The organism is Sphingomonas sp. 7/4-4, from assembly GCF_027941955.1.
In the GTDB taxonomy this organism is placed as follows: domain Bacteria; phylum Pseudomonadota; class Alphaproteobacteria; order Sphingomonadales; family Sphingomonadaceae; genus Sphingomonas.
The window spans coordinates 3,241,395-3,267,585 of the sequence record NZ_CP115960.1; the positions used below are offsets into that span (position 1 = coordinate 3,241,395).

Sequence of the window (26,191 nt, forward strand, 5' to 3'; positions counted from 1 at the left end):
TGATGAGGGAAGCGCGGATTTCGAGCAGATCGATGCGGGCGGCGGCACGACGCTGCGCTTCACCGGCAATTTGTCGCTCGCCTGCCTGCGCGATCTGCCCGAGCGGCTCAATGCGATCGAAGGCGAGGTCGCCAGGGTCGATTTGAGCCAGGTCGAGCGAATCGACACGGTCGGCGCCTGGCTGATCCATCGTTTCGCGCGCGACCATGGCTCGACGGTGGACGGCCTCGAGGAAGACGAGCAGCATCTGTTCGATCAGGTCGCTGCCGCCGAACATCCGATCGAGCTGCCGCGCAAGCCCGCCGACCCGTTCACGCGCGTGCTGGGGAGGTTGGCGACGCCATCTACGTCGCGGGTCACACGCTATACGGCTTGCTCGGCTTCATGGGCGCGACGACGATCGCATTCTGGAACGTGTTCACCCATCCCAGGCGCTTCCGCTTCAACGCGACGGTGCACCGCTTCGAAGTCGTCGGTGTCTCGGCGCTGGGCATCATCGGGCTGATGAGCTTCCTGATCGGCATCGTCATCGCGCAGCAGGGCGCTGTGCAGCTCCGCCAGTTCGGCGCCGAGGTCTATACGATCAACCTGGTGGGTCGCATCACGCTGCGCGAACTCGGCGTGCTGATGACTGCGATCATGGTCGCCGGCCGTTCGGGATCGGCGTTCGCCGCGCAGATCGGCACGATGAAGCTCACCGAAGAGATCGACGCAATGCGCACGATCGGCGTCTCGCCGATGGAAGCTCTGGTGGTCCCGCGCACCTTGGCGGTGGTGCTGATGATGCCGTTGCTCGGCTTCTATGCCTCGCTGGTCGCGATCTTCGGGGGCATGCTGCTTTGCTGGGTCAGCCTCGGCATCCCGCCGGTCACCTTCATCCAGCGCATCCGCGAGGTCGTGCCGCTCACCGATCTGTGGGTCGGGCTGGTCAAGGCGCCGGTGTTCGGCGCGATCATCGCGATTTCGGGATGCTTCCAGGGCATGCAGGTCGAGGGCGATGCCGAGCAGGTGGGCAATCGCACGACGATCGCGGTGGTGCAGGCGATCTTCCTCGTCATCGTGCTCGACGCGTTCTTCGCGGTGTTCTTTAGCGGCGTGGGCTGGATATGATGGTCCGCCGCGAACAGGAGGACGTGATCATCCGCGTCCAGGGCCTCAGGAACGGCTTTGGCGAGCAGATCGTCCATGACGGGCTCGACCTCGAAGTGCGCCGTGGCGAAATCCTCGGCGTGGTCGGTGGATCGGGGACCGGCAAATCGGTGCTGATGCGCTCGATCATCGGGCTGCAGACTCCGCTCGAAGGCAGCATCGAAGTGTTCGGCGAGAATACGATCGGTCGTGAGGAGACCGAGGCGACCAGCATCCGCAAGCGCTGGGGCGTGCTGTTCCAGGGCGGCGCATTGTTCTCGACGCTGACCGTGTCCGAGAACGTCCAGGTCCCGATCAAGGAATTCTACCCCGGGCTCGACCAGGCGCTGCTCGAGGAGATCGCGGCGTACAAGGTGGTGATGACCGGGCTTCCGCCCGATGCCGGCCCCAAATTCCCCGCCGAGCTTTCGGGCGGCATGAGGAAGCGTGCCGGCCTTGCGCGGGCGCTGGCGCTCGATCCCGAATTGCTGTTCCTCGACGAACCCACTGCCGGCCTCGACCCGATCGGCGCGGCTGCGTTCGACGAGCTCACTGCCTCGCTCCAAAAGACCCTGGGACTGACGGTGTTCCTGATCACCCATGATCTCGATACGCTCTATGCGATCTGCGACCGCGTTGCGGTGCTCGCCGACAAGCGCGTGATCGCGGTCGGAACCATCGACGAACTGCTCGCCCTGGAGCATCCTTGGATCGAGGAATATTTCAAGGGACCGCGCGGGCGCGCCGCGGTCGCCAGCGCCGAACGGGCGCAAGCGAGGACATGAGGCTCTGATGGAAACGCGATCGAACCATGTACTCGTCGGCGCCGTGGTGCTGATCCTGCTCGCGGTGCTGGCACTGTTCATCGTCTGGCTGGCGCGGCTCGGCGGCGGCAATGAGCGCCAGTACGACATCTTCTTCAAGCAGGCGGTCGACGGGCTCAATCCCGGTTCGGCGGTCAGCTTCTCGGGCGTGCCTTCGGGGCAGGTCAAGGAGATCAGCTTCTGGAAGCCCGATCCCAGCCTCGTCCGCGTCCGCATCAGCGTCAATGAAGACGTGCCGATCCTCGAAGGCACCACGGCGTCGATCCAGGGCAGCTTCACCGGGCCGAGCACCGTGCAGCTCGACGGCGCAGTCAAAGGTGCGCCATCGATCCGCTGCCCCGAGCAGAACCCGCGCGCAGCCTGCCCGCTGGGCGTGCCGGTGATCCCGACCAAGCAAGGCGGCCTCGGCGCCCTGCTCAGTTCGGCGCCGCAATTGCTGGAACGCATTTCGACGCTGACCGAGCGCCTCTCCGACCTGCTCGGCGACAAGAACCAGAATTCGATCGCCGGCATCCTGGCCAACACCAATCGACTGACCGATGCGCTCGCCGATCGCGGGCCGGAGATCGCCGCGACACTCGCCGAGACGCGGATCGCCATCCAGAAGTTCGGGCTGGCGACCGAGGAACTCGGCAAGCTCGCCACCACCACCAACGGCGTGCTCGCGGACGATGTCCGCCCGACGATCGCCAATCTCAACCGCACGATCGGCTCGGCGCGCAAATCGATGGAGACGCTCGACGCGACGATCGGCGATGCACGGCCTGGCCTGCAGGCGCTGTCGAAGAAGACGATCCCCGAGATCGGACAGCTCGTCCAGGATCTGCGCGTGATGTCGACGTCACTGGCATCGGTGGCCGAGAAGCTCGATCAGGGCGGCGCGTCGAGCCTGGTCGGCTCGCCCAAGCTGCCCGACTACAAACCCAAGTGAGGCCCATGATGAACAAGCGCGCCCTGCTCCTTGTCCTGCCGCTGCTCACGGCCTCGCTGAGCGGCTGTATCTCGTTCGGCGGCAAGCCCCCAAGTCGCTGCTGACGCTGACCTCGGCGGCCACTTTGCCGGTCGGTGAATCGCAACGGTCGAACGTCGCGGCGACGATCACGATCGCAGTGCCGTCGCTGCCGCAGGAACTCGCTTCCTCGCGGGTTCCGGTGCATTCGGGCGGGACGGCGATCGCCTTCGTCAAGGATGCGCAATGGGTCGAGCGCCCGTCGCAACTGTTCCAGCGGCTGCTCGGCGACACGATCACCGCCACCAGCGGGCGGCTGGTACTCAGTTCGCGCCAGTCGATGCTCGATCCCGGCGCCTATCTGATGGGCGATCTGCGCCGCTTCGGCGTGGAGGAAGAGACTAAGGAGGCCGTCGTCACGTATGACGCTGCGCTGATCCGCGGCCCCGAGACCATCGTCGAGAAGCGCCGCTTCGAGGCCCGCGTGCCGGTGACCGAGATCGAGGCCGCTCCGGTCGGCGCCGCGCTGAACCAGGCGGCGAACCAGGTTGCGGCGCAAGTCGCCGAATGGGTGGGCAAATAGCGTTCAGGGCGCGCGGCGAGATCGGCGCCTGGGCGTTGCAGATGTCGGCGCCGCCGGCGGGCACCGTGAAGAAGGGCGGCTTGCGGTTTTCGCGCTCGTTCAACCAGGCGGCGAACCGCGCATTGTCGGTCGCGCGATATTGGAAGCGCGGGCGCTCGTCCTCGGGCAGCTGGCTGGCTAGCCGCACCGACAGGATCGGCAGACGCTCGGCCTCGTTCTCGTAGACACCGAGGCCGCCGCCGCCGCGCGGCAGGCTGGACAGCCATTGCATGCCTTCGACGACACGGCCGACCAATGCGATGTTGCGGTCGAGATGGCGCGGCGCATGGCCGATCACGGTATAGAGTTCCGAGCCGCTGCCGGTGCTCGGCGCGAGATCGCGTGCGACGCCGACCATGCCGTAGCAATGGGTGAGCCAGCTTGCCTTGCCGTCGGTCGCAAGCGGCCAGCCGTCGGCGCTGTGGCTCGTCTTCGTCGCATAGGGATCGGTCCGCGCGAGGCTGGTCACGCCGTCGAAGCGCGCCCATTCATATTCGGCCGGCGGGTTCGCGATCACGCTGGGCGGCAGCGGCTTCTTCTCGGTCGCGTCGCCCCATTGGGTGACGTAATTGTCCTGGACGCGATAGACGCTGGCGCCGTCCCACCAACGCGCCTCGGCCAGCTTGCGGATATTGGTGACGTGCGCCGGCGCATAACGTGGCGCGAGCCGGATATAGACCTGGTGCCCGCCCTGCAGCGTCATGACGAGCATCTCGTTGTCGGGAATCGGCTGCCAGTCGACGGCGATCGCGTCGGCGGCGGAGGGCGCGGTCTGGGCGAGGGCCGGGACGGCGGCGGCGAGCGCGGAAAGCGCGAGCAAGGGCTTGAGCATGGCTTCAGACTGGCACGCGCGCCTGCGCTTGCCTAGCCTCGCCGCACGGGCTAGGGCCGCGCCTTCCGGGTATGCGGAGCGGTGGCCGAGTGGTCGAAGGCGCTCGCCTGGAAAGTGAGTATACGCCAAAAGCGTATCGAGGGTTCGAATCCCTCCCGCTCCGCCATTTCGCCTAGATCATCGGACTATTCCCAGGATTTACGGCGTGTCCGCGCTGCCGCCTCAGCTTGAGGCCGGCCGCCGCGCCGGAAAGCATCTGGTTGGAACTCAAAGTACAGCGTGAGAGATCTCACGCGTAACATCCCTGAAACATGTAAAAGATTGTCACACCTCTTTCCGCTGCGGGGGTGTCGTGGCATGTTGTGCCAGCCGGGGACACTCGGCCAGTGCAGGGGGCGCCATGTTGGGCTCGACTTTTGTGTGCGGCGTAAACGCCCCGTTCGAGCGCACCCTGATTCGGTGCAGCGCCGAAGCGCCCTTCCATTTTCTCGGCCGAGCAGCCCATCAGGATCGACCTCGTTTCGCGCGCACCGCGCGGAGGGCGCCGATCCGTCGGCCGCGCCGATAACGAAATCACGAACCGACAAAAGGAGATAATGACCTTGGCAGACTGAACAGACTACCGCCGCGAGCCTCTGGACGAGAGGCATCGATCAGAAGCAGCGGTGTTTCCCGTAGATCGCGAACCCTTTCGGCGTACCCTCTCAAAGAAGAGATTCCGGAGAAGCGCGATGAGTAACAGTATAATCTAGGTCAAAATCTTTCCCGGTTTTGGCTAGTGCATGCGTTATACTATATTGTACTCCCTATTAGTCGGAGAAATATGGGAATAGTCCGATAAATTGCTTCGCGTTAACCTTTCGTTAACTTCTTTCTATTAGCCCTCATCCTGTCGATGCCGACTCAGCTGCTGCCTGTTCAGGCGCAAACGAGGTGGCTTAACAGGGAGATCGACGCGTGATTAAAAGGGAAAAGAATGCGGCTCTCGCGAGCCAGGCAACGGCGGCGCGCCCGAAGCGCCGCCTGACCGCGCTTGCGGCAGTGATCGGAGTCGCGTTCGCCGGCGGTGCGGGAGTTTCCGCGCTGGCGCAGCAGGCGGCGGCACCCAAGGCCGCCAATCTCTTCCAGGAGCAGGCCGGCAAGCTCGGCGCGCGCAAATGCGCCAGCCTCTACGCGGCGCTCGGCCAGGGCATGACCCAGGGCGCGGCCTATACGCTCAAGACCGAGACCAGCAAGGAAGCGCCCGACACCCATATGGTGCAGGGCGTGGTCGGGATGACCTATAATCTGCCCGAACTGAAGGGGTCGGCGGGCGGTGTCCTGCTCGCGACGCCGATGGGCCAGGGATGCGAAGGCTATATGGTCCGCGTCGCGCCCTTCCAGAAGCCCTGCGCCGACGTCCTGCGGATGCTGCCCGCGGGAAGCGTGGAAGAGCAGCGCCTCTCCGGCGTCCCGCAATACCGGCTCGGCGGAAACCAGGGCCAGGCGCTGGTGATCCCGAGCGGCGCCACCTGCGTGGTGGTCACCGTGACCGGGATGGCCCGAACCTAGATTGAGTGCGCGCGGGCCGGGGCTTCTCCGCAAGCCCGGCGCCCGTTTTGAAAAACTACGTGTCCGATGGCCCATCCGCACATGGTTTTGCGGCGGACGGCTCGTGTCTGCGCTTTCGCCGACGCTTCGATGCGCCGGCGAGCAAAAAGGGAATAGTCATGGTCAGCATTGCGTCCGCGTCGAATGGCGATCGTCACACCGGTTTCGCCCGGAACTGGATCGGCGGCACGAGTAAGGAAGCTGGACCCAGCGGCGCCGGCTGATGGCCGTGCTGCGCCGGGCGCACCGGGTGCTGGGGGTCAACCGCAGGGAACTGGGCGTCGGTTCGCTGGGCTTCGGCGGCGGCGTCCGCTCGGCACTGCTGTCCTCCGCAGGCCCCGCGGGCATGATCGGCGGTCTCGCCGCGATCGTCGCGCTGGGGCTGCCGACGGCGGCGCAAGCCCAGACCGCCGTCGGAAACGGCACCGCGTCAGGTACCCGGAGCATTGCGATCGGAACCACCGCCACCACTGCGACTGCGAGTGGGGCAGATAGCGTCGCGATCGGCAATACAGCAACGGCAAGTGGACAGGATGCCGTTGCGCAAGGTCACAATTCCAACGCTGCTGCCCAGAACGCTGTCGCAATCGGTTTCCAGGCGGCCGCGACTCAGATCAACACCGTCTATCTCGGCGCGCGCACCTTGGCCGGATCGGGAGCGCTCTCACCGGGCGCCATTGCCATCGGCACGGATGTGACGGCGTCTCTCAATAATGCCATCGCGATGGGAACGCAGAGCGTTTCATCGGCACAATATGCGGTGGCTATCGGCCTGAATGCGCGGGCCACAGGCGCCGGCGGCGCGGTGGCGATTGGTCAGGGCACAGTCTCGAGCAGTGTCAATTCGGTCGCGATCGGCGTGCAATCCAGTGCCACCAGCGGGGGTGCCAGCGCGTTAGGCACCTTCGCCCAAGCTACGGGAGGGAACTCCACTGCGGTCGGCGTTGGCTCCACGGCCAGCAACAGCTATGCGTGGGCCGGCGGATATCAGTCCGTCGCCAGCGGCGTCAACAGCATAGCGGTCGGCCGCCTTGCCAATGCCGCCGGCGGGGATTCGGCCACCGTCGGCTTCAATTCCAGCGCGGCGGGAATCAGCGCATCGGCGTTCGGCACCGTCGCAAATGCCTCGGGAGACTATTCGCTGGCTCTGGGTAACCAATCCGTGTCGACCGGATTCGGCTCGGTCGCGGCGGGTTCCGGAGCCCAAGGCACGGCATTGGGGGCCGTCGCAGTCGGCAACAACGCGCTCGCCACCCTCGACCGCGCGACCGCGCTGGGCGTTAGCGCGTCGGCGGGTGCAGCGAGCGCGCTGGCCGTAGGCGACACCGCGAACGCGAGCGCTGCCGATGCCTTGGCAGTCGGCCGTGTGTCACAGGCATCAGGCCTTGCTGCTACTGCCGTCGGAAATGCAGCTCGGTCGCTGGGGGACAGTTCGCTTGCCCTCGGGACGCAAGCGGCGGCGATTGGCGCCAGCACGGTTGCGGTCGGACAGGGTGCCGGTGCCGGTTCGACCGTTGCCAATTCCGGCTCGGTTGCGGTGGGCATTGCCAGCGGCACGCTCGTGAGCGGTGCCCAGAATACCGCGATGGGCGGGGGTATCCCCAGCGCGATGCGAGGCGCGGGATCCGGCGTCTCGGGAACGCGCAACATCGCCTTTGGAACCGGCGACGGCACGGTCGCCTACGACGCTACGCTGGATGCCGCCGCGGGTAGCCTGGTGACGGGCAACGACAATGTCGCCATCGGCACCAATGCGGGCATCGGCGTCGCCAGCAACGCGACGACCTCGATCGGCTATAATGCGAAAGCGAGCGCGAACAACGCGATCGCGATGGGCAATACGGCAGTCGCCAATGCCGCCGACTCCGTCGCCATCGGCACTAACACCACGGCCACCGGCGGCAAGGCGGTGGCGATCGGCGCCGGCAACGTCGCCAATGGCGACGGCGCGGTCGCGATCGGCGATCCCAGCACCGCGACCGGCGACGGCGCAGTGGCGCAGGGCAAGGACAATACCGCCACCGGCAACGGTTCGGTGGCGATGGGCAACACCAACATGGTCGGCGGCGGCGGACAGGCGATCAGCACGCCCGGCACGGCGGCGCAGGGCGCGGTCGGCATCGGCTATCAGAACACGGTGGTCGGCCAGGGCTCGGTGGCGCTCGGCAGCACCAGCAGCGCGCTGGCGGCGGGCGCAGTGGCGTTCGGCGACACGGCGGTCGCCAACAATGCCGGCGACGTGGCGCTCGGCTCCGGCAGCACGACCGCGGCAGCGGTGGGGACGGCCGGGGCGACGATCAATGGCACCAATTATGCCTTCGCCGGCACCACGCCCACCAGCACGGTCAGCGTGGGATCAGGCGCTTTGCAGCGGACGATCACCAACGTCGCGGCCGGCCGCATCGACGGCAGCTCGACCGACGCAGTCAACGGCTCGCAGCTCTTCGCGACCAATCAGGCGGTGGACAGCCTCGGCACGCAGGTGAACCAGAACACCACCGACATCACCAATCTCGATGGCCGCGTGACGACGGTCGAAGGCGCCGTCACCAACATCACCACCGGCGGCGGCATCAAATATTTCCACGCCAATTCGGTGCTGGCCGATTCCACGGCGATCGGCACGAACTCGGTCGCCGTCGGTCCGGTCGCGGCGGCGGACAATGCCGGCGGCGTGGCGATCGGCCTCAACAGCCATGCGATCAGCAGCGGCAGCATCGCCATCGGCCAAGGCTCCGTCACCGGCAATGCGGGCGATCTCACGCGAGTCAATCAGGTCGCGATCGGCAATAATGCCGCCGCCACCGCGCAGAATAGCGTCGCACTCGGCGACGGCTCCGTCGCGAGCGGCCCGCAGGCCACGGCTTTGGGCTCGCTCGCCTCCGCGACCGGCTCGAACAGCGTCGCGGTCGGCCGCAACAGCCAGGCCGGGAATTCCGGCACGGCGCTGGGCACCACTGCCCAGGCCAACGGCACGCGCTCGACGGCGCTCGGCCAGAATGTCCAGGCGAACGTCGTCGACGGCACCGCCGTCGGCTATGGAACGCGGGTGACCGCCGCCGGCGGCCTCGCGATCGGCACCAATGCCGCGGCAAACGATGCAAACGCAGTCGCACTCGGCACCAACTCGACCACCGCCGCAGCGGTGGGCACGGCGAGCACGGTGATCGGCGGCACGACCTATAATTTCGCCGGCACCACGCCGCTGAGCACGGTGAGCGTGGGTGCCGTCGGTGCCGAGCGGACGATCACCAACGTGGCGGCGGGGCGTATCAGCGGCAGTTCGACCGATGCGGTCAACGGCTCGCAGCTGTTCGCGACCAACCAGGCGGTCAGCACGCTGACGAACACGGTCAACGCGACCGCCATACACTATCTCAGCGTCAACGACGGCGGCGTCACCGGCGGCAATTACACCAATAACGGCGCGAGCGGGTGAATTCGATCGCCTTGGGCGTGAATGCGGCTTCGGCGGCGTCGAATAGCGTCGCCATCGGCAACGGCGCTGCCAATCAAAATACCACCGGAACCATCGTAGACGCCGTTGCGATCGGCTCGTTGGCGCAAACCACGGGCCAAAGGGCGACGGCTCTCGGTACCGGTGCCCAATCACTCTCTCAAGCGACGATCGCGCTCGGCGCGGCGGCGTCAGCAACCAACGCTTATGCTGTTGCCATAGGATCCGGCGCACCGGCAGGGGGCGCAAGTGCGACCGGCATCGGAGCCATCGCCATCGGTGGCGGTGGCGGAACCGTGCCCACCGGTGCTCCAGCCTCTGCAACCGCATCACGCGCAATCGCCATCGGCCAGAACACGGTCGCCGCGTTCCAGAACTCGGTTGCCATGGGCAACAGGTCCGTGGTCGGCAGCGCCTCCTCGGTGGCTCTGGGCGACACCGCCACCACGGGTGCGACGGGCGTCAACGTCGCCATCGGCAATCTGAGCACGGCCAATGCCAGCACCGCCGCCGGCGGCGCGGTGGCGATCGGACGGTCCAACACCGCCTTCGGCGACGGCGCGGTATCGATCGGCGATCCGAGCTTTGCCAGCGGCACCGGCGCGTTCACCGGCGGCGCCAACAACATCGCCAACAGCGACGGCACCGCCACTGCAACGGTCGCGAACCAGGCCAATGGCGCAGTGGCGATCGGCAACAACAACCGCGCGATCGGCCAGGGCAGCGTCGCGCTCGGCAACGGCTCGACCGCCGGTGCGGCGGGCATCGCCGGGAATGTCGCGCTCGGCAACGGTGCGACTGCCACGGCAAGCGCGGGCGATGTCGCGCTCGGCTCGGGCAGCAGCACCCTGGCGGCGGTGGGCACGGCCGGCGCCACCGTCAACGGCACCAACTATGCCTTTGCCGGCACCACGCCCACCAGCACGGTGAGCGTCGGCGCGGCGGGTGCGGAGCGGACGGTCACCAATGTCGCGGCCGGCCGGATCAACGGCGGCTCGACCGATGCGATCAACGGCTCACAGCTGTTCGCGACCAACCAGGCAGTGGACAGCCTCGGCACGCAGGTGAACCAGAACACCACCGACATCACCAATCTCGGCAACACGGTCAACAACATCACCACCGGCGGCGGGATCAAATATTTCCATGCCAATTCGTCCCAGCCGGACAGCCAGGCGCTGGGAACCGACTCGGTCGCGATCGGCCCCAACGCAGTGGCCAACAATGCAGGCGACATCGCGCTCGGCTCGGGCTCGAGCACTTTGGCGGCAGTGGGCACGGCGAGCGCGCTGATCGGCGGCAATACCTATAATTTCGCCGGGACGACGCCGCTCAGCACGGTGAGCGTGGGCGCGGTGGGCGCCGAGCGGACGATCACCAATGTCGCGGCAGGCCGTCTCGACGGCAGCTCGACCGACGCAGTCAACGGCTCGCAGCTCTTCGCGACCAACCAGCAGGTGACGATCAACACCAACGATATCGCCAGTCTCGACGGCCGGGTGACGACGGTCGAGGGCAGCCTCACCAATCTCGGCGGCGCGATCACCAACATCGCCGGCGACACTTCGACCGCCTACACCGACGCGAATGGCCTCGGCATCCGTTATGTCCGCACCAACGAGACGGGCCTCGCGCAAACCGATGCCTTTGCCCAAGGAGTGGGATCGAGCGCGATCGGCTATCAGGCGACGGCTACCGCCAGGAACGCAGTGGCGCTCGGGCGCGACGCGCTGGCCAGCGTCGACGGTTCGCTGGCGCTGGGCGCGGGTTCGATCGCCGATCGTGCGATCGCGCCGGTCAGCGGCACGATCGCGGCGGGCATCGGCTTCGTTCCGTACAATACGACGGACGCGACGATGCTCGGTGCCGTTTCGGTCGGCAATGCGGCGACGAGCGAATATCGCCAGATCATCAATGTCGCCGACGGCACCAGCGCGCAGGATGCCGTGACGCTGCGCCAGCTTCAGGGCGCCATCGCTTCGGTCTCGGTCACTCCGGTGCTGTACTTCCACGCCAATTCGTCGGCGCCGGACTCGCTGGCGGTCGGTGCGGAATCGATCGCGGTCGGCCCGACCACGGTGGTCAACGGCGACAATGGCATCGGCATGGGCAACGGCGCGATCGTCGATCAGACTGCGCCGGGCGGCACTGCGATCGGGCAGAACGCCCATGTCTCGCAGGCCGACGGCATCGCGCTCGGCACCAATTCGGTCGCCAACGGAATTCAGTCGATCGCGATCGGTCCGGGCGCCAATGCCAGCTTCTCGGGCAGCGTCGCGCTCGGCGCCGGGGCGACGACGGCGGTCGGCTCGCGGACGGGCTATGCCGGCTATGGGCTCGCCGCGCCGCAGAACTCGGCAGGCGAGGTGTCGGTGGGCAGCGCGGGCGCCGAGCGGCAGCTCACCAATGTCGCCGCGGGCTCGGCGCCGACCGACGCAGTGAACGTCAGCCAGCTCAATCAGGTCGCGCAGAACACCGCCACGTCGCTCGGCGGCGGCGCGTCCTATGACTCGACGACGGGCAATTATACCGCGCCGAGCTACAGCGTGGGCGGCAACACCTACAACAATGTCGGCGACGCGCTGGGAGCCCAGAACACCCAGATCAACAATATCGACAACCGGGTGACCACGATCGAGAACGGCGTCACCAATGTCGACGCGCGCGTCACCGACCTGACCAACAACGTCACCAATCTCGGCAACAGCACCGCTGCCGGCCTCGGTGGCAATTCGAGCTACGATCCGACCACCGGCACCGTCACGACCAACCTGAATGTCGGCGGCAACACCTATAACAGCGTCAACGATGCCCTGACGGCGATCAACACGACCGCCGGCGCCGGCTGGAACATCCAGGCCAATGGCGGCCCGACGACGAACGTTCCGTCGAACGGCACGCTCAACGTGACCGCCGGCTCCAACACGGTGGTGACGCTGAACGGCAACCAGCTCCAGGTCGCGATGGCGGACAATCCGACATTCAGCGGCGTGGTCAATGCCAATGGCGGGCTTGCTGTGGGGGCTAATACGGGTGTCAACATGGGGGGCAACGTGGTGCAGAATGTCGGCGCGGGGGCGGTGAACGCCACGTCGACCGATGCGGTCAACGGGTCGCAGCTCCACCAGGTGCAGCAGGTCGCCAACAATTCGGTGCAGTACGATGCCACCGGCAACTCGGTGACCTTCAACCCGGGCGGGGCGGCGACCACGCTGCACAACGTCGCGGCCGGCGTCGCGCCCACCGACGCGGTCAACGTCAAGCAACTCGGCGACGGCCTCGCCAGCACGCTCGCCTCGGCCAACGCCTATACCGACACGCGGCTGGCCGGCGTCGAGTTCGACCTGTCGCAGGTCCGAAGGGATGCCAATGCCGGAACCGCGGGCGCACTGGCGGCGGCGGGGCTTCCCCAGGCGTTCGAGCCCGGCCGCGGGATGCTGGCCTTCGGTGCCGGCACCTATCAGGGGCAGTCCGCCTTCGCCCTCGGCGTCTCGCGGGTGATGGATGACGGAAAGACCGTCATCAAAGCGGGCGCGACCTACGACACGCAAAAGCGGGTCGGCGCCAATGCCGGTGTCGGCTTCCAGTTCTGACCTCCCATCTCCCATCTGATCTTCCAAGGAGGACGCAATGAAAACCAGGTTCCTCGCGCTCACGATCCTTACGGGCCTCATGAGTCCAGCCGCGGCCGTCGCTCAGAAGGCCCCACCGGCGCCCGCGGCCACGACCTATGTGGCATCGGTCGATCCCTCGGCCTTTCACAAGGCACCGCTCGAGCACAAGAAACTGGGCGTGACGGTGAGCCCCGCCTCGGTGCGGCTGATCACGCCGGGGGTCGACAAGTTCAGCATCTATCCGCTGCTCGGCCCGCCGCATTTCGGCGAGGGCATCACCCGGCGATGGAATTACGTGCTGTTCTTCCCGGTCGCGCCGGGAAGCGTGGAGCGGGTACGCTGCCGGATGCAGATCCGCTTCGAGCGGCAGCGCGGACGGTATAGCGTCACGGTTTCCGAAGTGATCTGGCAGGAGCAATCCTGCGCGGACCGGGTTGCAGCGGCGAGCTGATTGGGTGAGAGGTGGCGGCATGCGATTGATCGGCTTGTTCGTCACCTCTCTGGCGTTTGCCAGCCCTGCATTTGCACAGACCTTCGGGCCGCCGATCCCGGGCTATTGCATGCTCTCGCGCACAGGCGCGATCAGCGCCTCGCGCGCGGGCCAGTCGCTGCAGGCGCAGCTCAAGCAGATGCAGGTGTCTTTGAACGGCGAGCTGGCGCAGCGGCGCGCGGCCCTCGATCAGCAGCGCCGGGCGCTGGAAGCGCGGCAAAGCGCAATCGCGCCCATCGAATTCCAGCGGCAATTGGCCGTTCTCAACCAGCAGGCACAGGCGCTCGAGCAGCAGCAGAATGCGCGATTCATCGCCGCCCAGACGCGCGGCCAGCAGCAGATCGATCGTGCGCTCAACGACGCGCTCAGCCGCGTCATCACGCGCAGCGCATGCAGCGTCGTGATGGAGCGCGACCACGCTTATGGCTGGAACAATGCCATGGACATCACCGCGGCTGCCGCCCGTGAGATGGACGGCGTGCTGCAAAACGTCATTCTCCAATGAGGTGATGCCTCGCTGCGCTCCCGGCGCAGCGAGGCAAAGCAGGTCAGAATGTCGCGCGGACGCCGAAATTGTACCGCGCGCCGCTATCCTGAAGCATCAGGAAGCGATCCTGGATGGCCGACCATTCGTCGACCCGCGCCTTGGTGACGTTGACGCCCTGGACATAGAGCTGGAAGTTCGGCGTCACATCATAGCCCAGGTTGAAATCGAGCTGGCCATAAGCCGACCGGTTTCGCGGGCGCGCCTGGTCCGAGCGGCAGGCCCGCAGATAGTCCGAACGCCAATTGTACGAAACGCGCGCCGCCAGGCCGAATTTCTCGTAGAACACGCTGCCGTTCGCCGAATGGGGCGAAAGGCCGTTATAGCCGCAATCATAATCCGACAGCGTCGTGTCGCGATTGGCCTTGCTGTCGACATAGGTATAGTTGCCGGCCACGCCGAAGCCCGAGGCGAAACCGCCCAGGAAATCGAACGAATATTGGCCGCCGACCTCGATCCCGCGGATATAGCCCGTCTGGCCGTTGCGCGTGCGCGTATCCTGGAACACCCGCCCGAACCGCTCGACCGGCAGCGTCTGGAGCTCGAGGAAGTCGCTCAGAGTCTTGTAGAAGCCGCCGATGCTCAGATAACTGACCGGTGACAGATACCATTCCAGCGACAGATCGTAATTGGTCGACTTGAACGGTTGCAGCGCGGGATTGCCGCCGCTCGACAAGGGCACCGACACGCGCCCGCCAAAGGAATTGTCGACACCCAGATCGGTAAGCGTCGGGCGAGTCACCGTCTGCGAAAAGGCCGCGCGTGCGATCAGTTTGTCGGTCAGGTTCACCTTGAGATTCGCCGAGGGCAACGCATTGACATAGCTGTTGCGGACCGAGACCGGCGTGGAATCGCCATATTGATATTGCAGCGTGTCGTCGCCGGGCGTGTTGGTGATGTTCACTACCGGCAGCGCGAATCCGCGCGAGATCGTCTGCGTGCGGACGACGCGGATGCCGGCATTGCCCGACCAGTTCGTTCCGCCGAACTGCATGGCGATATAGCCGGCCAACAGCTCTTCCTGGACATCCAGCCGGCTGCCCAGATTCTCGCGCACGCCATAGGGACCGCCCGGCAATGCCAGCAGGCGCGCCGCTTCGGCGGCCTGCTCGGCCGCGGTTCGTCCTTGCCGGGGCCGGGCCAGGTTCGCCGGATCGGAGAGGAAGGCGATCACCGCGCGCGGGTCATAAGTGAAGAATTGCGCGGGCACATTCTCGCTGCCCGACACGCCCGACAGGAAATTGTCGAGCTTGAAGGGCTCGAGCAGCGACGTGTCCATCGGGATCTCGTACCCGCAATAGGCGCAGTTCCCGTCCTGGTTGTTCTGCGTGCGGCGAAGCTTGCTGCGATCGGAATAGGAAAAGCCGATCCGGACCGCCTGCAACGGGCTGTCATGCACCTTGAATTCGGTGTCGAGATGATATTCGGAGCCCTGGTCCTGCACGCGATTGTCGTCGGCGGCAGTGAAATGCGCCCGCATCAGCGACGGATCGGTGATGTTGCCCGAATTGGACACGATCGGCAGGTCACTGCCCTTGTTCAAGTCGAAGCGCGGGCTGGTCTGCGCCAGCGAGCCGACCACGACGAACATTCCCGGCGCGCGCTGCTTCGCGCGGGTGTTCGAGGCATCGAGCCGTACCTCGACATCCTCGCTCGGCCGCCATCTGAGATTGCCGCCGATCTGATAGGTCGTGGTCAGCCGGTCGCTGGGATTGACGATATTGTCGTTCTGGGAAAGCGACACTGCGTCGGCCAGCGCCGGATTGGCGGCGAGGAATTGCTGCCCGGGGCGATTGAAGCCGGTGACGGTGCCCTGCTCGTCCACCTCCATGCCGATATAGGGCGCGGAGAAGAAGTTGGCGAAGATGTTGCGGTCGCTGAACACGTCGAACTTCGAATAGATGCCGTCGACGGTCAGCAGCAGATTGTCGGCCAGCTCCGCCTGGAAGGTGCCGGAGACGTTGATACGCCGCCGGCGGTCCAGCTGCCGGGCGAACTGGACATTTTGCGGCGTGTGCACGTCGCCGGGCGTGGTGACGATCGCACCGGGCGTCAGTCCGGTCGAATCCGCCGTCCCGTCCACTGTCCGCTGCGGCCCGAACAGCCAGCCTTCGGTGCGCACATAATCGAGCTGGCTGTAGCGATCGGTGTAGGACCCCGCCAGCACGATGCCGATCGTCTTTTCCGCGTTGGTGAAGGAGGCGACCGCTGACAGATCGGGACTCACCTTCTCGCGCAGCGTGTCATAGATGCCGCCGGCCGATGCGGCGATGTGGAAGCCGCTGCGTCCCTCGAGCGGGCGGGCGGTGACGATGTTCACGGTGGCGCCGATGCCGCCTTCCTGCAGCTCGGGCACGCTGGATTTATAGACATCGGTGCGCTGGATCATGTTCGAGGACAGCACGTCGAACGAGAATTCCCGGCCCGGATTGTCCGTCGCCATCACGCGGCCGTTGACCAGCACCGTATTGAATTCCGGCCCCAGCCCGCGGACCGTGATGAACTGGCCCTCGCCGCCCGAACGATCGATGGCGACGCCGGTGATGCGCTGGAGCGATTCGGCGATGTTCGCATCGGGGAACTTGCCGACATCCTCGGCCGAAATGGTGTCGACGATCTGCTGGGCCTCGCGCTTGATCCGGGCGGAGGAAGCAAGGCTGCTGCGGATCCCGGTCACTACGATATCTTCGCCTTGGGGCGCTGCCTGCGCCGCTTCGGTTGCGGCGGCGGAAGGTTCCTGAGACGTGGTTTCCGCGCCTTCGGGCGACCCGGAAGGGGTGGTGGATTTTGCTGCGCCAGTGTCGGTGTGGAGATCGTCAACGCACTTACAAGCAAGCATGCCTTGAGCGACATCTTCATCATTCTCTCCCTTTGCATCGCCCCCTGGTGCCGGCCGCGATCGCGAGATCGCCTTCCGCTCACGTCTCATTTATATGATTTAGGCTAGAGGCAGGCGCCGCCTTGTAAAGGCGACGAGGGGCAACTGCGCCGCCCGTTTCCGGCAGCTTGTCGCAAAAGCGGCGGGTAGACGCATTTGTGCAGAGTCCGGCGTAAAGGTCGGCAAACGAAAGACGTTCCGGATAGTCTTGCGTCCTATCCTTCGCCCGCCCTTCTCCTTGGCTGCGCCGCGTCGGCGCGGATTCAGAACCAGATGCGCAATCCCGCGACGAAGCTCGTAGTGGTGGGATCCTCGCCGTCGGCGCGCGCGAAATCGGCGGTCCGGCCGGTCTTCGCCTCCCAGGCGACGCCGACATAGGGCGCGAATTGGCGCGTGATCTCGTAGCGTAATCTGAGGCCCAGTTCGGCATCGGTGAGGCCGGCGCCGATCCGGTTCTCCGGAACATCCTGCGGCGCGAGGTTGAGCTCGACGCGCGGCTGCAGGATCAGCCGCTGGGTGATCCGCTGGTCGTAATAGCCCTCGAGGCGGCCGAGCAGATCTCCCTTGGTCGAGAGGAACAGCGCGCCCTCGACCTCGAACATGTAGGGGGCGAGGCCCTCGAATCCGACCGTCGCATAGGTGCGGTCCGGTCCGCGCCCGAAATCCTGGCGGACACCGGCCTGGAGGTTGAAATAGGGGCCGATCGCATGGCTGTAGAGCGCCTGCACCTCGGCGCTTTCGAGCCGCTCGCCGAACGCGCCTTCGCCCTCCGACTTGAGCCAGAGGCGATCGATGTCGCCACCGACGAACGCCTCGCCATCCCAATGATAGCCGTCGCGGCCCTGCCGCGCGCGATATTCGGCAAGGTTGAACATGATTTGATGGAAGATCTGGCCGCCCTGCTCGCGCATCATCCGCTCCCGCGCGCGCGCCATTTCGTCCTGTGGAAACTGCCGGTCGGCAAAATGGTCCATCGGCGGTGGGGGTGCGGCCGCATCGCCGGCGGGCAGTGCCGTCCCGGTCATCTCCATCCCGCCGTGCTCGGCCTGCGGAGCCGCGCCGTGCCGGCTATGATCCTGCATGTCCATGCCGGGCATCGGCTCGGCCGGATCGGACGCGGGCGGCATCTGGCTCATGTCGTGCCCCGAATGATCCATGCCCTCCATGCCGCCGCTCTGCGGCGCCGCAGGCTTGGCGGGCTTCGCTGCCCGTTTCTTGGGCGCAGGCTTTTTAGGCGCTGGCTTCTTCGCCGGGGCGGGCGTCTGCATGCCCGGCATGTTCATGCCCTGATGCTGCGAATGCTCCTGCGCGAGCACCGGCTGGGCAAAGGCGAGCGCCGTGGATGCCGCGAGCGCAGTGAGGGCCCGGCTCATGCCGCCTCTCCCTTCGGCCGCACGCTGACGATGCGCATCATGCCCGCTTCCATGTGATAGAGCAGGTGGCAGTGGAACGCCCAGTCGCCGACCGCGTCGGCGGTGAAGTCCCACGTCACCTTGCCGCCCGGCTGGACGAGCACGGTGTGCTTGCGGGGGCGTGATCGCCATGCCCGGTGACCAGCTCGAAGAAATGGCCGTGGATGTGGATCGGATGGCTCATCATCGTGTCGTTGATGAGGTTCACCCGCACCCGCTCGCCCTCGGTGAACGGGATCGGCTCGTGCTTGTCCGACATCTTCTCGCCGTCGAACGACCACATGAACCGTTCCATGTTACCGGTCAGGTGGATGTCGATGCTGCGCGAAGGCGCGCGCACGTCCGGATTGCGATCGAGCGCCATCAGATCCTTGTAGACCAGCACCTTGTGCCCGGCGTCCTCGAGCCCCTGGCCGGGCTCGCCGGTGCGGTCCATCGGCATCGGCGAGATCGTCTGCACGCCGGGGCCCTTCCTGACCTGGGGGCGTTGGAAAAGTCGCGCATCTGCATCGAGCCGTGGTCCATTCCGGGCATGCTCGACATGTCCATGCCCATGTCCTTCATCGTCGCGATCGGACGTTTTCTCAGCGGCGGCACTTCGCCGGCCATGCCGGGACGCGGCGCCAGCGTCGCGCGCGCCATCCCCGAACGGTCGACCGCCTCGGCGACGATCGTATAGGCCTTGTCCTCGCCCGGCGTGACGATTGCGTCATAGGTCTCGGCGACACCGATCTGGAATTCCTCGACCTCGACCGGATGGACGTTCTGGCCGTCGGCCTGGACGATCGTCAGCGGGAGCCCCGGCATGCGCACATTGAAGTTGGTCATCGCCGAGGCATTGATCACGCGCAGCCGCACGCGCTCGCCGGGCCTGAACAGTCCGGTCCAATTGTCGCGCGGGCCGTGGCCGTTGACGATATAGGTGTAGGCGGCGCCGGTGACGTCGAGCACGTCGGTCGGGTCCATGCGCATCCGGCCCCAGTCGAGCCGGTCCTTCAGCTTCTGGTCACGGCCCGAAAGCAGGCCGGCGAGCGTCTGGCGCTGGAAGTTGAAATGCCCCGGATCGACCTTCATCCGGCGGAAGATCTCCTGCGGGGAAATCCGGCTGTGATCGGCAAGCACGAGCACATGCTCGCGATCGTATCGGGCCGGATCGGGGCCGGCGGGATCGATCACGATCGGGCCGTAGTGACCAAGCTGCTCCTGGAGCCCCGAATGGCTGTGGTACCAATAGGTGCCGTTCTGCCGAAGCGGGAACTCGTAGAGGAAGCTCGAATGGGGCTTGATGCCGGGAAAGGACACGCCCGGAACGCCGTCGAACTGCGGCGGCACGAGCAGGCCGTGCCAATGGATCGAGCTATCCTCGTCGAGATCGTTGACGACGTTGAGCCGCACCGTCTGGCCCTCGCGCAGGCGCAGCAGTGGCGCGGGCACGGTGCCGTTGATGCCGATCGCATTGGACTTGCGGCCGTCGAGGACCATCGTCATCCGCGCGATCCTGAGCGTGATGTCGTTGCCCGAGAGCGTCGGCAGCGGCCGGACGATCCCGGGCGAGACGGTCTGCGCCCAGGCCGGCAGCCAATTCGCGGCGGCGAGCCCACCCGCGGTGAAGTCGCGCCGCGCAGCAATTGTCGGCGGTTGATCTTCTTTGTCATGTCTGTCCCTGTGGCGGGCCTGAGCCGTTGATTGCCGATACGCACGGGCGCGGCGATGCCCTCGCCGCCGGTCCTTTTTGCCGCGGCTCAGATAGGGTTTGACACGATGTCAGGGTCAAGAGGCGTTCAGGAATGCCGCAATTGCTCGCTGAGCTTCGCCCGGGCGCGCCGCACCCGGGTCTCGACCGCCTTTTCGGTGATGCCGAGGATCGCCGCAGTCTCGGCCTGGCTCATATCCTCCACTGTTCGCAACACCAGCGGCTCGCGGAGTTGCGCCGGAAGTTCCGCGATCGCGCGCCCGACGCGCTGCACTTCCTCGCGAGCCGCGGCTTCGGCATCCGGCAGCGCCCGGTCCTCCCGAACTTCGGTACTGCTCGCATCGAGGGGCAGCGCGAAGACGAACAGCCGGCGCACGGCGCGGCGCCGGCGCCAGTCGCGGCATTTGTTGAGCGCGATGGTCACCAGCCACCGCCGCATCGGGCGCAGCCCATCGTAGCGGCCGAGCGCGCGATGCGCCGCGACGAAGGTTTCCTGGACGAGATCGAGCGCTTCCTCGGGATCGCCGATATTGCCGGCGACGATGCGAAAGATCGCATCGCGGTGCCGGCGCATGATCTCGGCAAAAGCGGCGTCCCTGCCGGCGAGGCTCAGGATCGCGAGATCGCCGTCGCTCAGCGCGGATGGATCGAGGCTCACCGTGCGTCGGCGGTCAGCGCCTTCACCACTGCCCGATCGAATTGGTCCGCCTGATCGGGATGCAGGATCTGCCGCATCGCGAAGATGTGCGCGAGGGTCGCCTTTGAAGCTCGCCCATGGCGACGTGCGACGAATCGACCGCCGCCGCGACCTTCGGTCCATTGCCGTGCTCGGCCTGGATCGCATCGGCGAGCCGCGCATTGGCGGCACGCAGCTCGAGCTCGAGCGCGCGGCGACGCACGGCGAACTGCCGTTCGATCACCTCGATCCGCGCCTCCTGACCGGCATCGAGCTTGAGCTGATGATGCAGGACGTCGTGCAGCTCGGACGATTGAGTCCGCGCCGGGATCAGCGCACGTCCGACGAGGGCGCCCGCGATGCCCGCGAGGAAGGCGATGACCGCAATGCCGACCGTCCAGCGCCAGGGCTTCATCAACCGGCTGCCAGCAATGTGGAAGGGGCGAGCGGGCTCGATGGGCTGAAGGGCGATAGCGCGTTCGGCGAAGCCGTCGCCGTTACCGGGCTTCCGGCGGCGACGCCCAGGCCAAGCGCCACGACCACAGCGACCGCGCCAATCCGCAACCGGTTCGTCGTCTGCGCAGCGAACGCCGCTTCCTCGCGCACCCGTGCGAATACCCTGTCCTCGATCTCCGCCAGGCCAGGGGCGTCGGCGCCGCCGAGAGCCGGCCGAGCGCCTCGTCCAAATCCATAGTCATGCCGTCTCTCCGCTCGCCCCTTTTCTGCATCTACGCAGATGAGCGGGCAATCCCTCGCGCAAGATGGTTCAGGACGCATTGAACGCACGTTGATGAGGGCTGCGCTTCGGCGATGCGTATTCTCCGGAAGACCGGCATGCCGCCGCCGTCCCGGAGTGAATCCCGAATGCGTTTTGCCCCCGTTCTCGCCATCGCGGCGCTCGTCGCGCCGCTTCCTGCCTTTGCCCATCCCAAGCTCGTCTCGGCAACGCCGGCCCCCGACGCGGCGACCGCACCGACCGCGCGCCTCCAGCTCGTCTTCTCGGAGCGGCTGGTCGCGCAGTTCTCGGGCGCGGAACTCGTCATGACCGAAATGCCGGGCATGAAGATGCATGGGCCGATGCGGATGCCCGTCAAAGCGAGCGTTGCCGAGGATGGCAAGACGCTGGTGCTGACACTGGCGAAGCCGCTTCCCAAGGGCGGTTACCGCGTCGACTGGCATGTGGTGTCGGCCGACACCCACCGAGTGCAGGGGAATTACAGCTTCAAAGTCCAGTAGCATGGACGCAATCGCAATTGCCCTCCGGTTCGCGCTCTATCTCGATCTGATGGCGCTGTTCGGCGTCGCCGCGTTCGGCCTCTATGGTCTTCGCGGAGACGAGCGCCTGTCTGGCGCCGCGATTGCGTTCCGCCCGCTGCTTGGCGGTACCGCGCTGCTCGGCCTGCTGCTGTCGGCGGCGGGGCTGGCCGCGCTCGCTGCCGCGATGGCCGGCGTGCCGCTGAGGGCGGTCGATTCTGCCTCGATCGCGATGGTCGTCCCCGAGACCACCGTCGGCACCGCCTGGATCGCGCGCGTGGCGGCACTCGCCCTCGTGCTGGTCGCGGTCCTGACCTGCGGCAGGCGGCCGGTCCTCATGCTGTCGAGCGCCGGACTCGGCGGCGGAATGGCACTGGCGAGCCTCGCATGGGGCGGCCATGCGGCCATGCGCGAGGGCGCGGTCGGCACAGTTCACCTCGGCGCCGACATTCTTCACCTGCTCGCGGCCGGGATCTGGATCGGCGCGCTGGCCGCGCTCCTCCTGCTCGTCTTCCGGCGGAGCGACAGGATGCCCGCAGACCATCTCAGGCTGACGCTTCGGGCGCTGGCCGGTTTCGCGACGATCGGGACGGTCGTCGTCGCTACGCTGATCGTCACGGGCACGGCGAACCTGCTGCTCGTGGTGCATTTCGATCAACTCAGCGCGCTGCCGGGGTCACCCTATGGCCGGCTCCTGCTCCTCAAGCTCCTGGCGTTCGCCGTGATGCTCGGCCTTGCCGCATCGCATCGCTTCCGGCTCGTACCGGCGTTCGAGCGGGCGCTCGCGGCCGAGGATCACCGGGCGGCGCTTCGGGTGCTGCGGACAAGCCTGATGGTCGAAACCCTCTGCGCGGCGCTGATCCTCGCACTGGTGGCGTGGCTCGGCACGCTCGATCCGTTGCCGACCTGAGGCCGAGCCTTTCGGGTTTCTGCTTGACCCTGACATCATGTCAGACCTTATCTGATGCTGCGTTGGAGGAATCGACGCATGAATCATGACCATCACGCGCATCACGGCCACGGCAAGGGCTGTTGCTCGAATCACGGCGAACCGGCGACCAACGTCGCCGCACAGGTCGAGGATCCGGTCTGCGGGATGACCGTCGATCCGGCTAAGACCCCGCATCACGCCTGGCATGACGGCGAGGACTATCCTTTCTGCAGCGCCGGATGCCGGACGAAGTTCCTGGCGGATCCCGAACGCTATCTGAGCGATTCGCCGCATCCTGAGCCCGAAGCCACGCCCGGCGCGATGTGGACCTGTCCCATGCATCCGCAGATCCGCCAGGAAGGCCCCGGTACCTGCCCGATCTGCGGCATGGCGCTCGAGCCGGAGGAGCCGACGCTCGACGATCGGCCCAACCCCGAACTGGTCGATTTCACCCGCCAGCTATGGGTGTCGGCGATCCTCGCTGTGCCGCTGCTCGCCGTGTCGATGGGCGCGGAGATGCTCGGGCTCGAGCTGGTGCGCCCCGCCGCCTCGCCCTGGGTGCAGCTCGCGCTCACGGCGCCGATCGTGCTGTGGGGCGGCCTGCCCTTTTCGAGCGCGGCTGGGCATCGCTCAAGTCGCGCCATTACAACATGTTCACGCTGATCGCGATCGGCGTGGGCGCGGCGTTCCTCTATAGCCTGGTCGCAACGCTCGCGCCGCAGCTGTTCCCGCCGAGCTTCCGCCAACACGGCATGATGGTGCCGGTCTATTACGAGGCAGCGGGCGTGGTGGTCACGCTGGTGCTGCTTGGGCAGGTGCTCGAGCTCAGGGCCCGCGCCGTCACCGGCCGTGCCATCCGTGCGCTGATGGACCTCGCGCCCAAGCTTGCGCGCCGGATTGCCGCGGACGGCAGCGAAGCCGAGGTAACTCTCGCCGACGTGGTGGCCGGCGACCGGTTGCGCGTGCGCCCAGGCGAGGCGGTGCCGGTCGACGGGATCGTTGTCGATGGGCGCTCGTCGGTCGATGAATCGATGCTCACCGGCGAGCCCGCGCCGGTGCGCAAGGAGGCGGGTGCGCAGGTCACCGGCGGCACGGTCAACGGCACCGGCAGCCTGGTGATGGAGGCGCGCGCAGTCGGATCGGACACCATGCTCGCGCGCATCGTCAGGATGGTCGCCGAGGCGCAGCGCAGCCGCGCGCCGATCCAGGCAGTGGCCGACCGCATCTCGGGCTGGTTCGTGCCGTTGGTCGTGCTGATCGCGGTTCTGACCTTCGTCGTCTGGAATCTGGTCGGCCCCGAGCCCGCGTTCGGGCATGCGCTGCTCAATGCGATCGCCGTGCTGATCATCGCCTGTCCCTGTGCACTCGGCCTCGCCACGCCGATGTCGGTGATGGTCGGCACCGGACGCGGTGCGCATGCCGGCGTGCTGATCAAGAATGCCGAGGCGCTCCAGGCGCTGGAGAAGGTCGATACGCTGGTGATCGACAAGACCGGCACGCTCACCGAAGGACGGCCGAAGCTGATCGCAGTCGAGCCGGTCGCGGGTCTCGCCGACGACGAGCTGCTTGCCGCGGCAGCCGCCGTCGAGAGCCGCTCGGAACACCCGCTCGCCCACGCCATCGTTCAGGCGGCCGAGGAACGCGGCCTCAAGCTCGGCTCCGTCGAGGCATTCGATTCGCAGACCGGTCTCGGCATCGGCGGGCACGTCGATGGGCGGACGGTCGCGGTCGGCAACGCTGCGCAGATGCACCGGATCGGCGCCGACCCCGCGCCGCTCGAAGCCGCCGCCGAACGGCATCGCAGTGCCGGTGCGGGCGTGATGCTGGTCGCGATCGACGGCAAGATCGCGGGGCTGCTTGCCGTCGCCGATCCGATCAGGGCTTCGGCGCGCGAGGCGATCGCGGCGCTCCGTGCCGAGGGGCTGCGCATCGTCATGCTGACCGGCGACAGCCGCGGTACTGCCGAGGCGATCGCCCGCACCATCGGGGGCGTGGACGAGGTCCATGCCGACCTTCGCCCCGAGGACAAGGCGCGGATCGTCGGCGCGCTCAAGGCCAAGGGCGCGCGGGTCGCGATGGCGGGTGACGGCATCAACGACGCCCCCGCGCTCGCCGTCGCCGATGTCGGCGTGGCGATGGGGACCGGCACCGACGTCGCGATCGAGAGCGCTGGCATGACGCTGACCAAAGGCGATCTTTCGGCGATGGTCCGCGCCCGCCGGCTGGCAAAGGCGACGATGGCGAACATCCGCCAGAATTTGTTCTTCTCGTTCCTGTTCAACGGCATCGGCGTTCCCGTCGCGGCGGGGGTGCTCTATCCGGTGGCCGGCATTCTCATGTCGCCGATGTTCGCCGGCGCCGCGATGGCGCTGTCGAGCTTCACGGTCGTATTGAATGCGCTGCGATTGAATGCGGTGAGGCTATGAATATCGGGCAAGCGTCGAAAGCGAGCGGGGTCTCGCAGCGGATGATCCGCCATTATGAGAAGCTCGGGCTGATCCCGCCGCCGCCGCGCCGCGACAGCGGCTATCGCGACTATTCGGAAGCCGACGTCCACCGCCTGCGGTTCATCGCCAACGCCCGCGATCTCGGCTTCCCGATCGCCGAGATCGAGACCCTGCTTGCCCTCTGGTCCGATCGCAACCGGTCGAGCAGCGAGGTCAAGCAGCTGGCCGAGGCGCGTGCGGCCGAGCTCGGGCAGAAGGCCAGGGCGCTCGAGGCGATGCGGGCGACGTTGCTCGACCTCGCGCGCCGCTGCCACGGCGATGCCCGGCCCGACTGCCCGATCCTCGAACAACTCGGGAGCTGACGCGGCGATTCCGGTGGTCACGCTTGACCCGAAATACGGGTTTGCGCCCGAGACGCTCAGGCCGTGACCGGCCCGCCGATCGACCAATGGTGGCCGAACGGATCGACGACCTGGCCGTAGCGATCGCCCCAGAACTGGTTGTCGAGCGGCATGCGCACGGTCGCGCCCGCGGCGACGGCGCGTTCCCACCATTTGTCGGCATCGTCGGTCTGGAGGTGCAATGTGACGCCGGCGGGAACCGAAATGCCGCCGGTATATTCGGGAAAGTCGTCGTTCAGCATCACCGAACCGCCGTTGATCTTCAGGTGCGAATGCATGATCCGCTTGCCGTCGTCGGCGAGGTGGCGGAGCTGCTCCTCGGCGCCGAACGCCGCCTTGTAGAATTCGACGGCTTCGCTGCCCTTGCCCTCGCGGATCGTCAGATGCGCAGTGACGCCGTCCATCGGGCCCTGATTCTCGGCCATGCTCGCTCTCCTTCGAGTCGGATG

At 66.7% G+C, this 26,191-nt stretch carries 15 protein-coding genes, 1 tRNA gene and 6 pseudogenes; 15 read left to right on the top strand and 7 right to left on the bottom strand.

Annotated features, from left to right (window positions below; translation table 11 throughout):
* The first annotated feature begins 28 nt into the window (after positions 1–28).
* The 4 genes and pseudogenes from PIB19_RS16455 to PIB19_RS16470 all read left to right on the top strand — a co-directional run bounded on the left by PIB19_RS16455 (position 29) and on the right by PIB19_RS16470 (position 3,484).
* Positions 29–1,110: pseudogene (locus tag PIB19_RS16455) on the top strand (ABC transporter permease).
* Positions 1,110–1,913 (top strand): ABC transporter ATP-binding protein, encoded by an 804-nt coding sequence (locus tag PIB19_RS16460; protein WP_271238210.1) that lies wholly within the window; start codon positions 1,110–1,112, stop codon positions 1,911–1,913. The pseudogene PIB19_RS16455 and the gene PIB19_RS16460 overlap by 1 nt, the downstream one beginning before the upstream one ends.
* A 7-nt stretch (positions 1,914–1,920) precedes the next feature.
* A complete protein-coding gene (locus PIB19_RS16465; protein WP_271238211.1) occupies positions 1,921–2,883 on the top strand; it encodes an MlaD family protein in 963 nt (320 codons plus the stop codon).
* Between the two features lie 124 nt (positions 2,884–3,007).
* Positions 3,008–3,484, top strand: coding sequence for an ABC-type transport auxiliary lipoprotein family protein (locus tag PIB19_RS16470; RefSeq protein ID WP_336297166.1), 477 nt, complete (start codon positions 3,008–3,010; stop codon positions 3,482–3,484).
* Between the two features lie 304 nt (positions 3,485–3,788).
* Here the strand turns inward: PIB19_RS16470 and PIB19_RS16475 are convergent.
* Positions 3,789–4,355: pseudogene (locus PIB19_RS16475) on the bottom strand (peptidylprolyl isomerase); the annotation flags it as partial.
* A 75-nt stretch (positions 4,356–4,430) separates the two neighbouring features.
* Here PIB19_RS16475 and PIB19_RS16480 point away from each other — a divergent pair.
* The 7 genes and pseudogenes from PIB19_RS16480 to PIB19_RS16505 all read left to right on the top strand — a co-directional run bounded on the left by PIB19_RS16480 (position 4,431) and on the right by PIB19_RS16505 (position 14,011).
* A tRNA-Ser gene (locus PIB19_RS16480) sits at positions 4,431–4,521 on the top strand.
* A 791-nt stretch (positions 4,522–5,312) separates the two neighbouring features.
* Positions 5,313–5,906, top strand: a complete 594-nt coding sequence (locus PIB19_RS16485; RefSeq protein ID WP_271238212.1) for a hypothetical protein — start codon at positions 5,313–5,315, stop codon at positions 5,904–5,906.
* Between the two features lie 262 nt (positions 5,907–6,168).
* Positions 6,169–9,384 carry a beta strand repeat-containing protein gene (locus PIB19_RS16490; protein WP_271238213.1) on the top strand — a complete coding sequence of 1,072 codons (3,216 nt, stop codon included), beginning with the start codon at positions 6,169–6,171 and terminating at the stop codon, positions 9,382–9,384.
* A gap of 17 nt (positions 9,385–9,401) precedes the next feature.
* Positions 9,402–9,767, top strand: a pseudogene (locus tag PIB19_RS23735) (hypothetical protein); the annotation flags it as partial.
* Positions 9,768–9,788: 21 nt separating this feature from the next.
* Entirely contained in the window at positions 9,789–12,995 is a 3,207-nt protein-coding gene (locus tag PIB19_RS16495; RefSeq protein ID WP_271238214.1) for a YadA-like family protein, read from the top strand.
* Positions 12,996–13,032: 37 nt separating this feature from the next.
* The gene (gene bamE / locus PIB19_RS16500; protein WP_271238215.1) at positions 13,033–13,467 is read left to right on the top strand and encodes an outer membrane protein assembly factor BamE domain-containing protein; all 435 of its coding nucleotides are present in this window, start codon (positions 13,033–13,035) and stop codon (positions 13,465–13,467) included.
* A gap of 19 nt (positions 13,468–13,486) precedes the next feature.
* The gene (locus tag PIB19_RS16505) at positions 13,487–14,011 is read left to right on the top strand and encodes an OmpH family outer membrane protein (RefSeq protein WP_271238216.1); all 525 of its coding nucleotides are present in this window, start codon (positions 13,487–13,489) and stop codon (positions 14,009–14,011) included.
* A gap of 43 nt (positions 14,012–14,054) precedes the next feature.
* Here PIB19_RS16505 and PIB19_RS16510 read toward each other — a convergent pair whose 3' ends face one another.
* From PIB19_RS16510 to PIB19_RS16530, 5 genes and pseudogenes are all read right to left on the bottom strand, one after another.
* Complete coding sequence (locus PIB19_RS16510; RefSeq protein ID WP_271238217.1) at positions 14,055–16,727, bottom strand: TonB-dependent receptor; 2,673 nt, start codon at positions 16,725–16,727, stop codon at positions 14,055–14,057.
* A gap of 464 nt (positions 16,728–17,191) precedes the next feature.
* Positions 17,192–18,301, bottom strand: coding sequence for a copper resistance protein B (locus tag PIB19_RS16515; protein WP_271238218.1), 1,110 nt, complete (start codon positions 18,299–18,301; stop codon positions 17,192–17,194).
* Positions 18,298–19,995, bottom strand: a pseudogene (locus tag PIB19_RS16520) (copper resistance system multicopper oxidase). Before PIB19_RS16520 ends, PIB19_RS16515 begins: the two are co-directional and overlap by 4 nt.
* Before the next feature lie 126 nt (positions 19,996–20,121).
* Positions 20,122–20,691: an RNA polymerase sigma factor gene (locus PIB19_RS16525; protein WP_271238219.1), complete on the bottom strand. Its 570-nt coding sequence runs from the start codon at positions 20,689–20,691 to the stop codon at positions 20,122–20,124.
* Positions 20,688–21,124 (bottom strand): annotated as a pseudogene (locus tag PIB19_RS16530) (periplasmic heavy metal sensor). The gene PIB19_RS16525 and the pseudogene PIB19_RS16530 overlap by 4 nt, the downstream one beginning before the upstream one ends.
* 449 nt (positions 21,125–21,573) lie before the next feature.
* On the opposite strand from PIB19_RS16530, the gene copC reads away from it, so the two are divergent.
* The 4 genes and pseudogenes from copC (at position 21,574) to cueR (ending at position 25,703) form a co-directional block, all read left to right on the top strand.
* Positions 21,574–21,945: a copper homeostasis periplasmic binding protein CopC gene (gene copC, locus PIB19_RS16535; RefSeq protein ID WP_271238220.1), complete on the top strand. Its 372-nt coding sequence runs from the start codon at positions 21,574–21,576 to the stop codon at positions 21,943–21,945.
* 49 nt (positions 21,946–21,994) lie between these two features.
* On the top strand, positions 21,995–22,873 hold the full coding sequence (gene copD, locus PIB19_RS16540; RefSeq protein WP_271238221.1) for a copper homeostasis membrane protein CopD: 879 nt from the start codon (positions 21,995–21,997) through the stop codon (positions 22,871–22,873).
* A gap of 78 nt (positions 22,874–22,951) precedes the next feature.
* Positions 22,952–25,320: pseudogene (locus tag PIB19_RS16545) on the top strand (heavy metal translocating P-type ATPase).
* Positions 25,317–25,703: a Cu(I)-responsive transcriptional regulator gene (cueR, locus tag PIB19_RS16550; RefSeq protein ID WP_271238222.1), complete on the top strand. Its 387-nt coding sequence runs from the start codon at positions 25,317–25,319 to the stop codon at positions 25,701–25,703. The pseudogene PIB19_RS16545 and the gene cueR overlap by 4 nt, the downstream one beginning before the upstream one ends.
* A gap of 56 nt (positions 25,704–25,759) precedes the next feature.
* Here the strand turns inward: cueR and PIB19_RS16555 are convergent, their stop codons facing one another.
* Positions 25,760–26,167, bottom strand: a complete 408-nt coding sequence (locus PIB19_RS16555) for a VOC family protein (RefSeq protein WP_271238223.1) — start codon at positions 26,165–26,167, stop codon at positions 25,760–25,762.
* Positions 26,168–26,191 lie beyond the last annotated feature (24 nt).